The organism is Pseudomonas guineae, assembly GCF_900113745.1.
Classification (GTDB): Bacteria; Pseudomonadota; Gammaproteobacteria; order Pseudomonadales; family Pseudomonadaceae; genus Aquipseudomonas; species Aquipseudomonas guineae.
This window is the reverse complement of the sequence record NZ_FOQL01000001.1, coordinates 1,136,382-1,150,474: the sequence shown is the minus strand read 5'-3', so window position 1 is coordinate 1,150,474 and position 14,093 is coordinate 1,136,382. Positions and strand designations below refer to the sequence as shown.

The following is a 14,093-nucleotide window of genomic DNA, read 5'->3' as shown; positions in this document are numbered from 1 at the left end:
TAGCTAAGCGCCTGTCCGCAGGTAAGGGTTTACTAAAGGAATAGCCCGGGGCCCGGGCGGCTGCCTTCGGGGAATTTGACGCCGACTTTGCGGATCTTGTTCCCTTCCATTGCCGCCACTGTCCAGGTCAGGCCTTGCCACTCCACCTGGTCACCGATCACTGGCTCGCCGCCAATCTTGTGGGCGATAAAGCGCCCCAGGTGTAACTGGCCTTCTGCACCTTGCAGTTTCAAACCATACAGCGCCGCCACGGCTGCCAGCTCGGCATCGCCTTCGAGGACAAAGTCACCGAAGAAGCGCAGGTCTTGGCCGCGTGTCGGCGCCTGACTGAACAGCTTGCCGAGGGCGGGTAGGTCTATTTCATGGCCCACTACGCAGAGCAAATCGCCAGCTTCTAGGGTGGTGCTGCCGGAGGGGTGCAGTAACTCCGTGCCCCGGAATAGCGCCGCAATACGTGTACCTGCGGGCATTTTTAGCTCGCGCAGGGCTGCGCCAATGCACCATTTCTCTGCGCCGAGGCGGTATATGAACAGTTCCCACTGGCTAGTCGGGTGAACATCCAAACCGGCGCGTGACACCGGTGCGGGCTCTGGTGGCACCGTCACCCGCAGCAGCTTGGCGGCCCAAGGCAGGCTGGTGCCTTGCAGCAGCAATGAAACCAGCACGATAAAGAACGCCACATTGAAAAACAGCTGGGCATTCGGCAGCCCCGCCATCAGCGGGAACACGGCGAGAATAATCGGCACCGCGCCGCGCAGGCCGACCCAGGCGATAAACGCCCGCTCACGGTCATGGAAGGCGCGGAAGGGTAGTAAACCGAGGAACACCGACAATGGTCGGGCGAAGAGGATCATCCACAGCGCCAGACCCAGAGCCGGCAGCGCAATCGGCAGTAGCTCATGGGGGGTAACCAGCAGGCCGAGGACCAAAAACATGCCGATCTGCGCCAGCCAGGTCAGGCCGTCGAGCATATGCAGAATGCCATGGCGCGAGCGGATCGGACGGTTACCCAGGAGCAGGCCGCACAGGTAGATCGACAGAATGCCGCTGCCGCCCACTGCCGTGGTGATGGCGAAGATGATCAAGCCACCGCTGACCACCAACAGCGGGTAGAGGCCGTTGGCGAGTTCCATGCGATTGATCAGATTGAGCAGCAACCAGCCGCCGCCGAGGCCGAACAGTGCGCCGATGCCGAACTGTTGCAGCAGCTGCACCAGCAAGTTCCAGCTTATGCCGTCCTGGCCGCTGGCGAGCATCGCAATCAGGGTGACGGTGAGGAACACCGCCATCGGGTCGTTACTGCCCGACTCGATTTCCAGGGTGGCGCTGACCCGCTCGTTAAGGCCGCGCCCGCCGAGCAGGCTGAACACCGCAGCCGCGTCAGTGGAGCCGACGATGGCGCCGATCAGCAAGCCTTCCATCCAGGTCAGGTCGAACAGCCAGGCCGCAGCCACACCGGTCAGGCCGGCAGTGATCAGCACCCCGAAGGTGGCCAGCGTCAGCGAGGGCCATAAGGCCACGCGAAAGCTTGAGACCCGCGTGCGCATGCCGCCGTCGAGCAAAATGATCGCCAGCGCCAGGTTACCGACCAGGTAGGCCAGGGGGTAATTGTTAAAGACGATGCCGCCCGGGCCGTCGGTGCCGGCAAGCATGCCCACGCCGAGAAAAATTACCAGAATTGGGATGCCGAAACGCGAGCCGAAGGCGCTGACCAGAATGCTCATTGCGACCAGAACGCCACCGATCAAAAACAGATTATTGATGGTGCTGGCATCCAAGGCGCGTACTCCGTGCAGGGTGGTTGGCGTGCCACTATGCATGGCGCGTGCCACCGATTCTAACTGTTGCCTGATTTGATCGCTGAAAAAAAACGCCCCGCGTTAAGCGGGGCGTCAGGGTGCTTGAGTCTAAGCCGCGTTAGAACCAGGCCTCCTGCATGCCCAAGCATGTATCGTCGCGGGCTTCGAGTATGGCCAGGTCGTGGTGGCAGCTCGGCACTTCCCAGGTCAGGAAGTAGCGCGCGGCCTGCAGTTTGCCCTGGTAGAAGTCGCGATCAGCCGGGTTGCCCTTAGCCAGGCCTTCCTCAGCGCGGATCGCCTGTTCCAGCCAGCGCCAACCGATCACGGTGTGGCCGAACACCTTGAGGTACAGCGCCGAGTTAGCCAGGCCTTGGTTGACCTTGCCGCTCATCAAGTCGCCCAGCAGTGCCAGGGTCACCGCTTGCAGGCGCGCCAACAGTTGTTCCAGTGGCTGGCGCAGGGCTGTCAGCGACGCATGTTCTTTAGCGCGCTGGCAGGTGCCGTGGATCAGCTTAAGCAGTTGTTTGAGCGCGGCGCCGCCGTTCATCGAGACTTTACGCCCCAGCAGGTCGAGCGACTGGATGCCGTGGGTGCCTTCGTGGATAGGGTTGAGGCGGTTGTCGCGGTAGTACTGCTCCACGGGGTAATCGCGGGTGTAGCCGTGACCACCGAGAATTTGAATGGCCAGTTCGTTGGCCTTGAGGCAGAACTCCGAGGGCCAGGATTTGACGATCGGGGTCAGCAAATCGAGCAGCTCTAGGGCGGTGCTGCGCTCCTCTTCGCTGGCCAGGGTCTGGGTATCATCGAACAATCGAGCGGCATACAGACCGAGGTCGAATGAACCTTCCACGTAGGCTTTCTGGGTCAGCAGCATGCGTCGAACATCGGCGTGCTCGATGATCGCTACCTGGCTGGAGCTTGGATCTTTGCCGTCGGGCAGGCGGCCCTGCGGGCGCTGGCGGGCGTAGTCCAGCGAATACAGATAGCCGGCGTAGCCAAGCATCACTGCGCCCATACCCACGCCAATGCGCGCTTCGTTCATCATTTGGAACATATAGCTCAGGCCGTGATGCGGCTTACCCACCAGATAGCCGATGCAATCGCCGTTATCGCCGAAATTCAGTGCGGTGGAGGTGGTGCCGCGCCAGCCCATCTTGTGGAACAGCCCAGCCAGGATCACGTCGTTACGCTTGCCCAGGCTGCCGTCATCGTTAACCAGGAACTTCGGCACGATAAACAGGCTGATACCCTTCACCCCAGCGGGGGCGTCCGGCAGCTTGGCCAACACCATGTGTACGATGTTCTCGCTCAGCGGGTGGTCGCCACCGGAGATAAAGATCTTGTTGCCCTTGAGGCGGTAAGTACCGTCTTCGGCCGGTTCAGCGCGGGTGCGGATATCCGACAGCGAGGAGCCCGCATGCGGCTCGGTCAGGGCCATGGTGCCGAAGAAGCGGCCGTCGATCATTGGCTGCAGGAAGCGCTGCTTTTGCTCGGCGCTGCCGAAGTTCTCGATCAAATTAGCCGCGCCCATGGTCAGGAACGGGTAAGAGGTGGTCGCGGCGTTGGCCGACTGGAAGTGCGCAAAGCAAGCTTGCGACAGCAGGTTGGGCAGCTGCATGCCACCGACCTCGAACTCGCGAGTGGCATTGAGGAAGCCGGCTTCAAGGAAGGCATCCACCGCTGGTTTAACCTCGGGGATCAGCACCGCTTCGCCGTTGACGTACTCGGGTTCGTGCTCGTCATTCTTGCGGTTGTGTGGTGCAAACAGGTTTTCCGCGATGCTGCGCGCGGTGTCGATGGCCGCATCAAAGGTTTCGCGGCTGTGCTCGGCGAAGCGCTCGCGCTGGGTCAGGCCTTCGGCGTCTAGCACTTCGTAAAGCTCGAAGGCCAGGTTACGGGAACTGAGCAGGGACTCGGACATGCTTATACCTCCGGTTGCAATGGGCTGAGTTTAAGCAGCCCTGTGCACCGCTCCCAGCACTATCAATAAGCGTGATAACGGGCCGTAGGGCCGGGTTGGACGCCCGGGCGGGTTAGTTGTGTAGGGTGGATGGCGCTTTATCCATCCACCAGACCGCATTGGCGGATGAGCAGTAGGTAGGGTAGATAACGCCTTCTTCTCCACCAGTGCCCCGTGCAATTGGTGGATGGGTGAGGCGTCATCCACCCTACGAGGTTGTGCAGTAACGGTCGTGCTTATTGGATAAAGCCTCGGGCCAGTTCGGCGGTCAGCGCGGCGGCGCCGATGGCCTGGCAACCGCTGACATTCTGCCCGGCCCAGAGCGGTGAGAAATCGCCACTGCCGTGTTGCTCCGCCTGACTGCGCAGCGGCGCAATAGCCACCGTGGCCAGCGGGAAGGCCGGCGCCAGCGGGCTGATGGGGCCCAGCTCACGGATTAGCCGGTTGACGATGCCGCGCGCCGGACGGCCGCTGAACAGGTTGGTCAGCGCGGTGTGCCGCGCCGCCGGGCTGAGCAGGGCCGCGCGGTGGATGGCACTGGTGCTAGCCTCCGTGCAGCACAGATATGCTGTGCCCACTTGCACGCCGTCAGCACCAAGCGCCATCGCAGCGCGCACCCCCTGTGCATCGGCAATGCCGCCCGCAGCAATTACCGGCAGCTGCACCGCCGCAACCACCTGCGGCAGCAGGGCGAAGGTGCCGAGCTGGCTGCTCAATGCTTCGCTCAAGAACATGCCGCGATGGCCGCCAGCCTCCAGGCCTTGGGCAATGATCGCATCGGCGCCATGGGCCTCAAGCCAGCAGGCTTCTTCGACGGTGGTGGCTGAGGCCAGTACTTTCGCCCCGCAGGCCTTAACCCTTTCCAACAGTGCCGCACTGGGTAGGCCGAAGTGAAAGCTCACCACGGTCGGGCGAAACTCATCCAGCACATCGGCCATCTCTGCGCTGAAGGGTTGGCGGCCGGGGCCGCTGGCAATCTGCGACGGATCAAGACCCAGCTCTGCATAGAAAGGTTGCAGCGCAGCACGCCAGGCCGCCTCGCGGTTACTGTCGGCGAGCGGCGGGGTGTGGCAGAAGAAATTCAGGTTACAGGGTTTGTCGGTTTTCCCGTTGAGCGCGAGCAATTCCTTGCGCAGCCCGGCGGCATCGAGCATGGCGCAGGGTAGAGAACCCAGCGCGCCGGCATTCGACACCGCCGCCGCCAGGCTATGCAGCTGCACCCCGGCCATTGGCGCCTGGATCAGCGGAAGGTCGATGTTCAGTAAGCGTTGCAGGCGCATGCGGGCAATCTCCATATCAGGTGGCGTGCTGGGCGACAGCAGGCTGCGGAATTCTAATCCAAGCGGGTAGACTGTGCGGCCACAGGAGTCCACCAATGAACTACCGCCACGCCTTCCACGCCGGCAACCATGCCGATGTACTGAAACACTACGTCTTGAGCCGTCTGATTGCCATGCTGTCACGCAAGGAGGCGCCCTTTGCCTACCTCGACAGCCATGCCGGTATTGGCTTGTATGACCTGCGCGGTGACCAAGCCAGCCGCACCGGCGAGTGGCTGGAAGGCATCGCCCGGCTGTGGCAAACCACGGACGTGCCAGACCCGCTGCTGGATTATCTGGAAGTGATCCGCGCGATGAATCCGGATGGCGAGCTGCGCCATTATCCCGGCTCGCCGGAACTGGCGCGGCTGTTGACCCGCGAGCAGGACCGTTTACACCTTAATGAGAAACACCCGGAAGACGGCCGCCTGCTCAAGGAAAATATGCGTGGCGACCGCCGCGTGGCCGTGCACCTGGGCGAAGGCTGGCATGTGCCCCGCGCCTTGCTGCCGACCCGTGAGAAACGCGCGTTGCTGTTGATCGATCCGCCGTTCGAACAGGTCGATGAAATGGAGCGCTGCGCCCAGTCGTTGAGCGAAGCGATCAGCCGTATGCGCCAAGCCGTGGTGGCGATCTGGTACCCGATCAAGGATCTGCGTCAGCTGCGACGTTTTTACAGTGGCGTAGAAAAGAGCAAAGCGCCCACGCTGCTGCGCGTGGAGCTTTATGTGCACTCAACCGACGAGCCGACGCGGCTCAATGGCTCTGGCTTGGTGATCAGCAATCCGCCTTGGGGCCTGGAGGATGAGCTTAAGCAAATCCTGCCTTGGTTGGCCAAGCTGCTCGGGCAGACCCAGGGCGGCTGGCGCATGGATTGGCTGATTGAGGAAAAAACCGCCTAAACACTGCCGCTTTAGGAATGGCCGCATTCGTTTGGTTGCCACGTCACACACCGCAAGGAGCTGGTATGAGTTTGTCGCTGTTGAATCGCTATGCTTTTTTTGCGTTCTGCGTGCTGTTCACACTGGTCGGTTTGCCGTTTGTGGCGGGGCATACTTGGTTGTGGGCGCTGCTGCTGATAACCGCTGCGCTCAGCGCGGTGGGCCTAAATGACTTGCTGCAGAGCCAGCATGCGGTGCGACGTAACTACCCGATCCTCGGCAACATTCGCTATCTGGTCGAGGCGATTCGCCCGGAAATTCGCCAATACCTACTGGAGTCCGACAGCGAGCAACTGCCGTTCTCGCGGGCGCAGCGCTCGCTGGTGTATGCGCGGGCAAAAAATCAGAGTGCCGACAAGGCCTTCGGCACCCTTGCTGACGTGTACCAGGGCGGTTTTGAGTTTATCGGCCACTCGATGCTGCCGGCGGAGCATGTTGACCCCAGCGCATTTCGCGTGAGTATCGGCGGCCCGCAATGCACCCAGCCGTATTCGGCGTCGGTGTTCAATATCTCGGCCATGAGCTTTGGTTCGCTCAGCGCCAATGCGATTCGCGCGTTGAACCAAGGCGCCAAGCTCGGCGGCTTTTATCACGACACCGGCGAGGGCAGCATCAGCCCTTATCACCGTGAGCATGGCGGCGATCTGGTTTGGGAATTGGGTAGCGGTTATTTCGGTTGTCGCCAGGACAACGGCCAGTTTGACCCGCAGCGTTTTGCCGCGCAGGCCGCTAACCCGCAGGTGAAAATGATTGAGATCAAGCTCAGTCAGGGCGCCAAGCCCGGTCATGGCGGCATTCTGCCTAAGCACAAGATTACCGCCGAAATATCGCAAACGCGTGGCGTGCCCATGGGCCAAGATTGCGTGTCCCCAGCTAGCCACAGTGCGTTTTCCACGCCTATTGAATTGCTGCAGTTCGTCGCCCAGTTGCGCGAGCTGTCGGCGGGCAAGCCGGTGGGCTTCAAGTTCTGCCTGGGCCATCCGTGGGAGTTCATGGGGATTGCCAAGGCTATGCTGGAGACCGGCATTCTGCCGGACTTTATTGTCGTCGATGGCAAGGAAGGCGGCACCGGCGCGGCGCCTGTGGAGTTCGCCGATCACATCGGTGTACCGCTGCGTGAGGGGCTGCTGTTTGTGCACAACACCCTGGTTGGCATTGGCTTGCGCGACAAGATCCGCATCGGCGCCAGCGGCAAGATCGTCAGCGCCTTCGATATCGCCAGTGTGCTGGCGCTGGGGGCTGACTGGGCCAACTCGGCGCGCGGCTTTATGTTCGCCATTGGCTGTATTCAGAGCCAGTCGTGCCATACCAACAAGTGCCCGACTGGCGTGGCGACCCAGGACCCCTTGCGCCAGCGTGCGCTGGTTGTGCCGGATAAAGCCGAGCGGGTGCACAGCTTCCACCGTAATACCCTCAAAGCGCTGGCGGAGATGCTCGCCGCCGCCGGCCTTGAGCACCCCGCGCAGCTTGAGGCCAAGCACCTGGTGCGGCGCATGTCGGCGAGTGAGATCAAGCTCTACTCGCAGCTGCATGTATTCCTCAAGCCGGGTGAATTACTCACTGGTGAGGTGTCTGGGGCGTTCTATTCGCGGATGTGGCATATGGCCCAGGCCAGTAGCTTTGCCCCGGCCTAATCACGCCAAGCCAGCATAGCTGGCCGATTCAGTCGCGGTTTAATTCTTGCTCCACTTCTGCTGCCCACACTAACCAAGATTGTTCGCCGAGAATGCCACGGCGCAGGGTGAGGTAGGGCAGGCGCAGGGCGTTGCGTTGTGCGTCGGGTAGCGCTTGAAAGTCCTTTTCAATCTGCAGCAGGCTGGCCAAGGTTTTACGGTGCACGGCCACGTGCCGCTGCATCTCCTCGCGCAGGTTGTCTTGGCTGGTGTGCGCGCCGGCATAGAGCTTGACCAGCAGCGCATCGTTGATCTTGCTCGGCTGCACCGGCTCGCCCAGCCAGCGCAGCAGTTCGCTGTGGCCGGCGGGTGTCATGCGGTAGTTCTTTTTGTCCGGACGGGCGTCCTGCGCCTGCGCTTCAAACTCCAGCCAGCCTGCCTCACTGAGTTTTTTCAGCTCCAGGTAGACCTGCTGATGTTTGGCATTCCAGAAGTAGCCGAGGCCATCCTTAAAGCGCTTGAGCAGGTCGTAGCCACTGCCTGGCTCACTTTCCAGCAGGATAAGAATGGCGTGCTTGAGCGACATAGGCAGGTTTCACCGGCGGTAATGAGCGTGCGCGGCAGTATACGGATTATGCAAAAAGTTGCATGGGCAGCTCGATGCTGTCTAGTATGCAAAAAATTGCATAACAAGAATAACGCAGGAGTTATCCATGAAACGCACCGGTACTCGCTTCCGTTCACGCCTGGTGCGTGACGACTACGACGTCATCATCATCGGTTCTGGTATCGGCGGGCTGACTACTGCCGCGCTGCTGGCCAAGCTCGGTAAGCGTGTGTGCGTGCTGGAGCAGCATTACACCGCAGGGGGTTACACCCATAGCTATGAGCGCGAAGGCTACGAGTGGGATGTGGGCGTGCATTACGTCGGTGAGGTGCACAAGCCCTGGTCGACGATCCGCCGAGTGTTTGATGTGATCAGTGATGGCCAGCTTGAGTGGGCGCCGATGGATGCGCGTTACGACCGTATCGTGCTGGGCGATAACGTCATCGACTACGTGGCCGGGCGTGAAGAATTCAAAGCCGAGATGAAGCTGCACTTCCCGGATGAGGCGCAGGCGATCGACCGCTATGTGGCGTTGCTTAGTGAGGTCAGCGCTAAGGTGCCGCGTTTCTTCGCCGGTCAGGCACTGCCGCGCTCGCTGGGTGTGCTGTACAGCAAGCTGCGTCGCTACTGGTTGCCGGGCTACTTCTTCAAAACCACCCGTGAAGTCCTTGAAGGCCTGACCCAGAACCAACAGCTGATCGGTGCGCTCACTGCGCAGTGGGGCGATTACGGCTTACCGCCCGCCAAGTCCGCCTTCGTCATGCATGCCATGGTCGCCAAGCACTACATCAGCGGCGGTAACTACCCGGTGGGCGGTGCAACGAAGGTTTCCGAAAGCATTATCCCGGTGATCGAAGCCGCCGGCGGTCATGTGTTCACCTATGCCGGCGTCGATAAGATTTTGGTCGAGAACGGTCGCGCAGTAGGTGTGCGCATGCACAAAGATGGCGTAGAAATACGCGCGCCGCAGATCGTCAGCTGCGCCGGCTTAGTGCCCACCTACACGCGCTTGTTAACGCCGCAGGTGGCGAATGAATATGGCCTGCTAACGCATCTGCCCAAGGTCGAGCTGTCTGCCGCGACCCTTTGTTTGTACGCGGGTTTTAAGGGCAGTGCTGCCGAGTTGAATGTGCCGAAGACCAATTATTGGGTCTACCCAACCTTTGACCACGACCGCAACGTCATTGCGTTCAAAGCCGGGCGCACAGAGCAAACACCCCTGACCTATATCTCCTTCCCTTCAGCCAAGGATCCCGCCTGGGCCGCCCAGTACCCGCACAAGGCGACAGTGGAGATAGTCGCTTTAGCCTTGCCTGAGTGGTTCGCTCCGTGGAAAGGCAGTACTTGGGGCAAGCGCGGGGCTGAGTATGAGGCGCTAAAGGCCAAGCTGACCGACGACTTGCTGGAAACCCTCTACCAGCATCAGCCGCAATTACGTGGGGCACTGGATTTCTGCGAGCTGGGCACGCCGTTGTCCACTGAGTGGTATCAGTGGAATGAGCAGGGTGAGATTTATGGCATCGACCACACGGTACAGCGTTTTGAGCAGCACTGGATTCACAGCCAGACGCCGATCAAAGGGCTTTACCTGACCGGTGCGGATACCGTAACGGCTGGCGTCGGTGGTGCTCTGATGGCGGGCGTACTGACCGCCTCGCGCATGCTCGGCTGGCGTGGTTACCAGGTGGGCAAACTGTTGAAGCGTTGGACGCCTGCCACGCCTGCATAAGCAGCAGCGCAGACTCAGGCGCAGTGAGGTCCGGCCGGGTTCTAGGGCGCTAGAGGCCTTTGAACCCGAGTACGTTCAGGCTGGCAGGCACACGCCCGTGCCACTCAGGCCGCAGTAGCCGCCTGGGTTTTTCGCCAGGTACTGCTGATGGTAGGTCTCGGCGTAGTAGAAGGGCGGCGCTTCGCGAACTTCGGTGGTGATTAGGCCTAAACCGGCCTTTTCCAGCTCGGCCTGGAATTGCTTCTGGCTGGCTTGCGCCGCCGCCAGTTGCTCGGCACCGTAGCAGTAGATTGCCGAACGGTATTGGCTGCCGGTGTCGTTACCCTGACGCATGCCTTGGGTCGGGTTGTGTGCTTCCCAGAATACTTTCAGCAAGGCTTCATAGCTGGTTAGCTGCGGGTCGAACACCACCAGCACCACTTCGGTGTGGCCGGTCAGACCTGAGCAGGTTTCGTCATAGGTCGGGTTGGGCGTATGACCGCCGGCATAACCTGCCGCGCTACTCCATACGCCCGGCTGTTGCCAGAAGCGCCGCTCGGCGCCCCAGAAACACCCCAGGCCAAATACCGCCTGGTGCAAGCCTGCCGGGAATGGCCCTTGCAGCGCGTTGCCGTTGACGAAGTGCGCGGCGGTAACCGGCATGGCTTCGGCACGTCCGGGCAGGGCTTGCTCGGCCGTTGGTAGTTCGAGTTTGTGGGCGAGAATTTGCGAGCGCAGAACCATGAGCCATTTCCTCAGCAGAAGCATGTGTGACATAGACAGTCGAAATACCGGCTTGTTACAGGTGGGTCAGCCGCGACTTGGATAGCGCTTCAGGCTTTCCAGCAGGTCGCGACCGGGGATCGGTCGGTCGAACAGGTAGCCCTGGCCGATATCGCACCGATGGCGGCGCAGGAAGTTCAGCTGCGCGGCGGTTTCAATGCCCTCAGCCACCACCTTGAGTTTGAGGTTGTGGGCCATGGCAATCACTGCGGAGGTGATTTCCATATCGTCTTGGTTGTCCGGAATGTCTTTGATAAAGCTGCGATCAATTTTGATCACATCAATAGGGAATTTCTTCAAGTAACTGAGTGAGGAATAACCTGTACCAAAGTCATCCATAGCCAGCGTCAGGCCCAGACTCTTCAAACTATTGAGTTGCTGGCGCGTATCGTCGGAGGCTTCCAGTAGCAGGCTTTCGGTTAATTCTAGTTCCAGCAGGGCTGGGTCGAGTTGCTCTTCACGTAGGATGGCGGCGATTTCCCTGACCAGGTCAGGGTCTGAAAACTGTTTGGGCGACAGGTTAATGGCCATTTGCAGGGTCTTATGGCCGAGCTCGACCAGCTGCTTATTCATGCGGCAAGCTTGGCGTGCCACCCACTTGCCGATAGGGATAATCAGGCCGGTTTCTTCCGCCACGCCGATGAATTTATCCGGGCTGATCATGCCCTTTTCCGGGTGATGCCAGCGCAGCAACGCTTCCAGACCTAACAGTTTGCCGCTCTTAAGGCAGAGTTTTGGCTGGTAAAACACTTCCAGCTCGTTCTGCATCAGTGCGCGCCGCAGGTTGCTCTCGACGAACAGCTTGTAGTGCGCCTCGGCATTAAGCACATCGGTAAACACCTGCAGCTGGTTTTTGCCATTGGCCTTGGCTTTGTGCAGGGCCAGGCCGCTGTGCTTCATCAGGGCCTGTGGGTCGTCGCCGTGCTCGGGAGCGCAGGCCACGCCAATGGAGCCGGTGACGCTGATCAGCTGGTTGTCGACGAACAGCGGCTTATCCAGGGTTTTCAGCAGTTTCTGCGCCATCAATTGGCTGTCGGCTTGGTTAGCGTCGAGCAGAACTGCAAATTCGTTGCTGGCAAAGCGTGCCAACACACTGCTGGGCGATAAGGTGTTGCGCAAACGACGGGCCAAACTGACCAGCAGTTTGTCGCCGGTTTGGTGACCGAGGCTGTCGTTGATTCGCTTGAAGTTATCGATGTCCACCAGCAGCAAGCTGATCGGCTTGCCGGGTTGCTCGCGGAAGTGGCTTTCCAGCGAACGGATAAAGGCATAGCGATTGCCCAGCCCCGTAAGGTTGTCGCGAAAAGCCAGGCGCTCGATATGCTGCTGGGCCTGTTTGTTGGCGGTCACGTCTTCGTAGATGCCGATGTAGTGGGTCAGGCTGCCGTCATCGGCATACACCTTGGACAGCGATAACTGCCCCCAATACGGTTCGAGATTTTTGCGCCGACTCTTGAATTCGCCCTGCCAGCTGTTGTTTTCGGCCAAGCTGGACGTCGCATCGAACAGCAGGTCGCTGAGGTTGTCCAGCGCGGGTATTTCGGAGAGACGGCGGCCCTGTACTTCGCTGGCGCTGTACAGGGTGATGGCGGTAAAGCTCGGGTTGACGTACTCCACCAAGCCGTCGCGGTCGAGCAGGATAAAGGCGCTGGAACTCTGCTCGACTGCGCGCTGGAATAGGTACAAGGCGTTGGTGGCTGAGCGCCGTTGCTGGTTAGTCAGCACTTGCGCGTATTGGTCCGCCAGTGCGCCAGCAAAGGCAATTTCATCGGCCTGCCAGGTGCGTGCAGGTCCGGTATGTTCAATACACAATATGCCGACTATCTCACCGGCGATGCGTATGCCCGCATCCAGTATTGCGCTAATGCCCATCGGGTGCAGGTAGCTGTCACCAAGCTCACGCGTGCGCGGATCTTGCAACGCATCGCTGGCGTCCAGTGCGCGGCCGCTATGTAACGCCTGCAAGTAGGCGGGGTAGGCGCTGGCATCGATATCAGCCTGCGGTATGTGCTGCGCTTCTGCCTGCTGATACAACGCAACCGATTGCAGTATGTGGCCCTTGATGTTCCAAATGCCGACGCGGCTTACGCCATAGACCAGGCAGGCACTTTTGCTGATCAATTCAGCAGCCTCACGTAACGGCTCGCTATCGCTGTAGTGCTGGTGCGCGAGGGTGACGAGTAGCTGTTGCTGAGCGAGCGTGCGGCGCTGCTGGGCGTGCAGCTCGGCCTGGCTAGGCGGGTACAGTTCCAGTGTCGGTGGAGCAGCTGCGCTCTGCTCGGTCATCACCAGCAGGTAGCCACGGAGCATGTGCCGGCCGCGCTGCTTAAAGGCTTCGCCCGTTTCCATCAGGGTCAGGCTGCCGCGCGGTGTATGCAGGCGGTACTGCACGTTGTAATGCTTAAACTGGGCGAGCTGTTGCGCAATGTTGTCATGCAGCTGGTAGCGAACAGTGGGCTCCATCAGGCTGGCGTATGGGGCATCAAGCAGGGAGCAGAGGTCTTGGGCCGGCAGACCGAATTGTTGTTCGCAAGCAGAATCGAGATAAAGCAGCGTCCAGCTGGTTTCATTTAAACGCTCGAAACGCAGCAAGCCAAGGCGCGAAGGCACTGGCAACTGCGTCACAACCTCGGCCGCTAAACGACTCGCGGCATCGGGATGGCTTTTCATTCGATGGCTGGCTTCCAGTATGCTGATCGAGGCGGCAATCGACTCACTTCACTTATAGCGTCGGGTAAGGGTGCATCATGCAATTGCGACTGACAAGAAAACTAATAGGCGCAGCGCTACTAAGCGCCTGTATGGCCGCCTCGCCGGTATTTGCTGCTGAGCCCGGCGGCGGTTTGAGCAGTGCCGAGCAGGGCAATTATCTGCTTGAGCTTAAGCGTCTTTATCTGACCGAAAATGAACGCCAGGCGCTGTTAGCCCATTGCAATGATCTATTGAAAATCTATGCCCTGCGCGCGGCTTATCAGGTGGGCCAGGCGCAGCGCCAAGATTTACTCTACCAAGTGCGCCAAGGCGAGTCCGGCGAACTACTGCTGCGTGAGGAAACCCGTGGCCAGCAGGGCACCGATATAGCTGTGCGTAATCAGCGGATTGCGCTGTTTGGTGTCGATCCTTTTGTACGCTACGAGTGCCCCACCACCGGCATTAGCTGTGTGCTGCACAACCCCAATGATGGTAGCCCGCTGCTGAGTATTGTGCGTGATCACCAAGGCGCGGCCGAGTTGGCCAAAGCCCTGAGCTTTCTGATCCGTAATTTGCAAAAAGGCTAAGCGGCTGTTGTTCATTGCGCCGCGTAAGTTTTGAGGCAAAAAAACCCCGCCTACAAGGGCGGGGTCGAGGTTACGAGCGTGGCGG

The 14,093-nt window shown here is 60.2% G+C and carries 10 protein-coding genes; 4 read left to right on the top strand and 6 right to left on the bottom strand.

From position 1 onward, the window contains the following. Window positions 1-32: 32 nt before the first annotated feature. The 3 genes from BMZ32_RS05280 to BMZ32_RS05270 all read right to left on the bottom strand — a co-directional run bounded on the left by BMZ32_RS05280 (window position 33) and on the right by BMZ32_RS05270 (window position 5,039). Entirely contained in the window at window positions 33-1,778 is a 1,746-nt protein-coding gene (locus BMZ32_RS05280) for a potassium/proton antiporter (RefSeq protein ID WP_090240309.1), read from the bottom strand. A gap of 139 nt (window positions 1,779-1,917) precedes the next feature. Further along, window positions 1,918-3,720: an acyl-CoA dehydrogenase gene (locus BMZ32_RS05275; protein ID WP_090240307.1), complete on the bottom strand. Its 1,803-nt coding sequence runs from the start codon at window positions 3,718-3,720 to the stop codon at window positions 1,918-1,920. A gap of 275 nt (window positions 3,721-3,995) precedes the next feature. After that, a complete protein-coding gene (locus BMZ32_RS05270) occupies window positions 3,996-5,039 on the bottom strand; it encodes an NAD(P)H-dependent flavin oxidoreductase (RefSeq protein ID WP_090240306.1) in 1,044 nt (347 codons plus the stop codon). A 95-nt stretch (window positions 5,040-5,134) separates the two neighbouring features. On the opposite strand from BMZ32_RS05270, the gene BMZ32_RS05265 reads away from it, so the two are divergent. Beyond that, window positions 5,135-5,980: a 23S rRNA (adenine(2030)-N(6))-methyltransferase RlmJ gene (locus BMZ32_RS05265; RefSeq protein ID WP_090240304.1), complete on the top strand. Its 846-nt coding sequence runs from the start codon at window positions 5,135-5,137 to the stop codon at window positions 5,978-5,980. 65 nt (window positions 5,981-6,045) lie between these two features. Then, window positions 6,046-7,653, top strand: coding sequence for an FMN-binding glutamate synthase family protein (locus BMZ32_RS05260; protein ID WP_090240303.1), 1,608 nt, complete (start codon window positions 6,046-6,048; stop codon window positions 7,651-7,653). A gap of 28 nt (window positions 7,654-7,681) precedes the next feature. On the opposite strand, the gene BMZ32_RS05255 is transcribed toward BMZ32_RS05260, so the two are convergent. After that, window positions 7,682-8,218 (bottom strand): PadR family transcriptional regulator, encoded by a 537-nt coding sequence (locus BMZ32_RS05255; protein ID WP_090240301.1) that lies wholly within the window; start codon window positions 8,216-8,218, stop codon window positions 7,682-7,684. Between the two features lie 127 nt (window positions 8,219-8,345). Here BMZ32_RS05255 and BMZ32_RS05250 point away from each other — a divergent pair, with 127 nt between their 5' ends. Continuing rightward, window positions 8,346-9,968: a phytoene desaturase family protein gene (locus BMZ32_RS05250; protein WP_090240300.1), complete on the top strand. Its 1,623-nt coding sequence runs from the start codon at window positions 8,346-8,348 to the stop codon at window positions 9,966-9,968. Window positions 9,969-10,043: 75 nt separating this feature from the next. On the opposite strand, the gene msrA is transcribed toward BMZ32_RS05250, so the two are convergent. Further along, window positions 10,044-10,691: a peptide-methionine (S)-S-oxide reductase MsrA gene (gene msrA / locus BMZ32_RS05245; protein ID WP_090240298.1), complete on the bottom strand. Its 648-nt coding sequence runs from the start codon at window positions 10,689-10,691 to the stop codon at window positions 10,044-10,046. A 66-nt stretch (window positions 10,692-10,757) separates the two neighbouring features. Next, complete coding sequence (locus tag BMZ32_RS05240) at window positions 10,758-13,400, bottom strand: putative bifunctional diguanylate cyclase/phosphodiesterase (RefSeq protein WP_090240297.1); 2,643 nt, start codon at window positions 13,398-13,400, stop codon at window positions 10,758-10,760. Window positions 13,401-13,531: 131 nt separating this feature from the next. Between BMZ32_RS05240 and BMZ32_RS05235 the strand changes: the two genes are divergently transcribed. After that, entirely contained in the window at window positions 13,532-14,008 is a 477-nt protein-coding gene (locus BMZ32_RS05235; protein ID WP_244153919.1) for a hypothetical protein, read from the top strand. The last annotated feature ends 85 nt before the right edge of the window (window positions 14,009-14,093 follow it).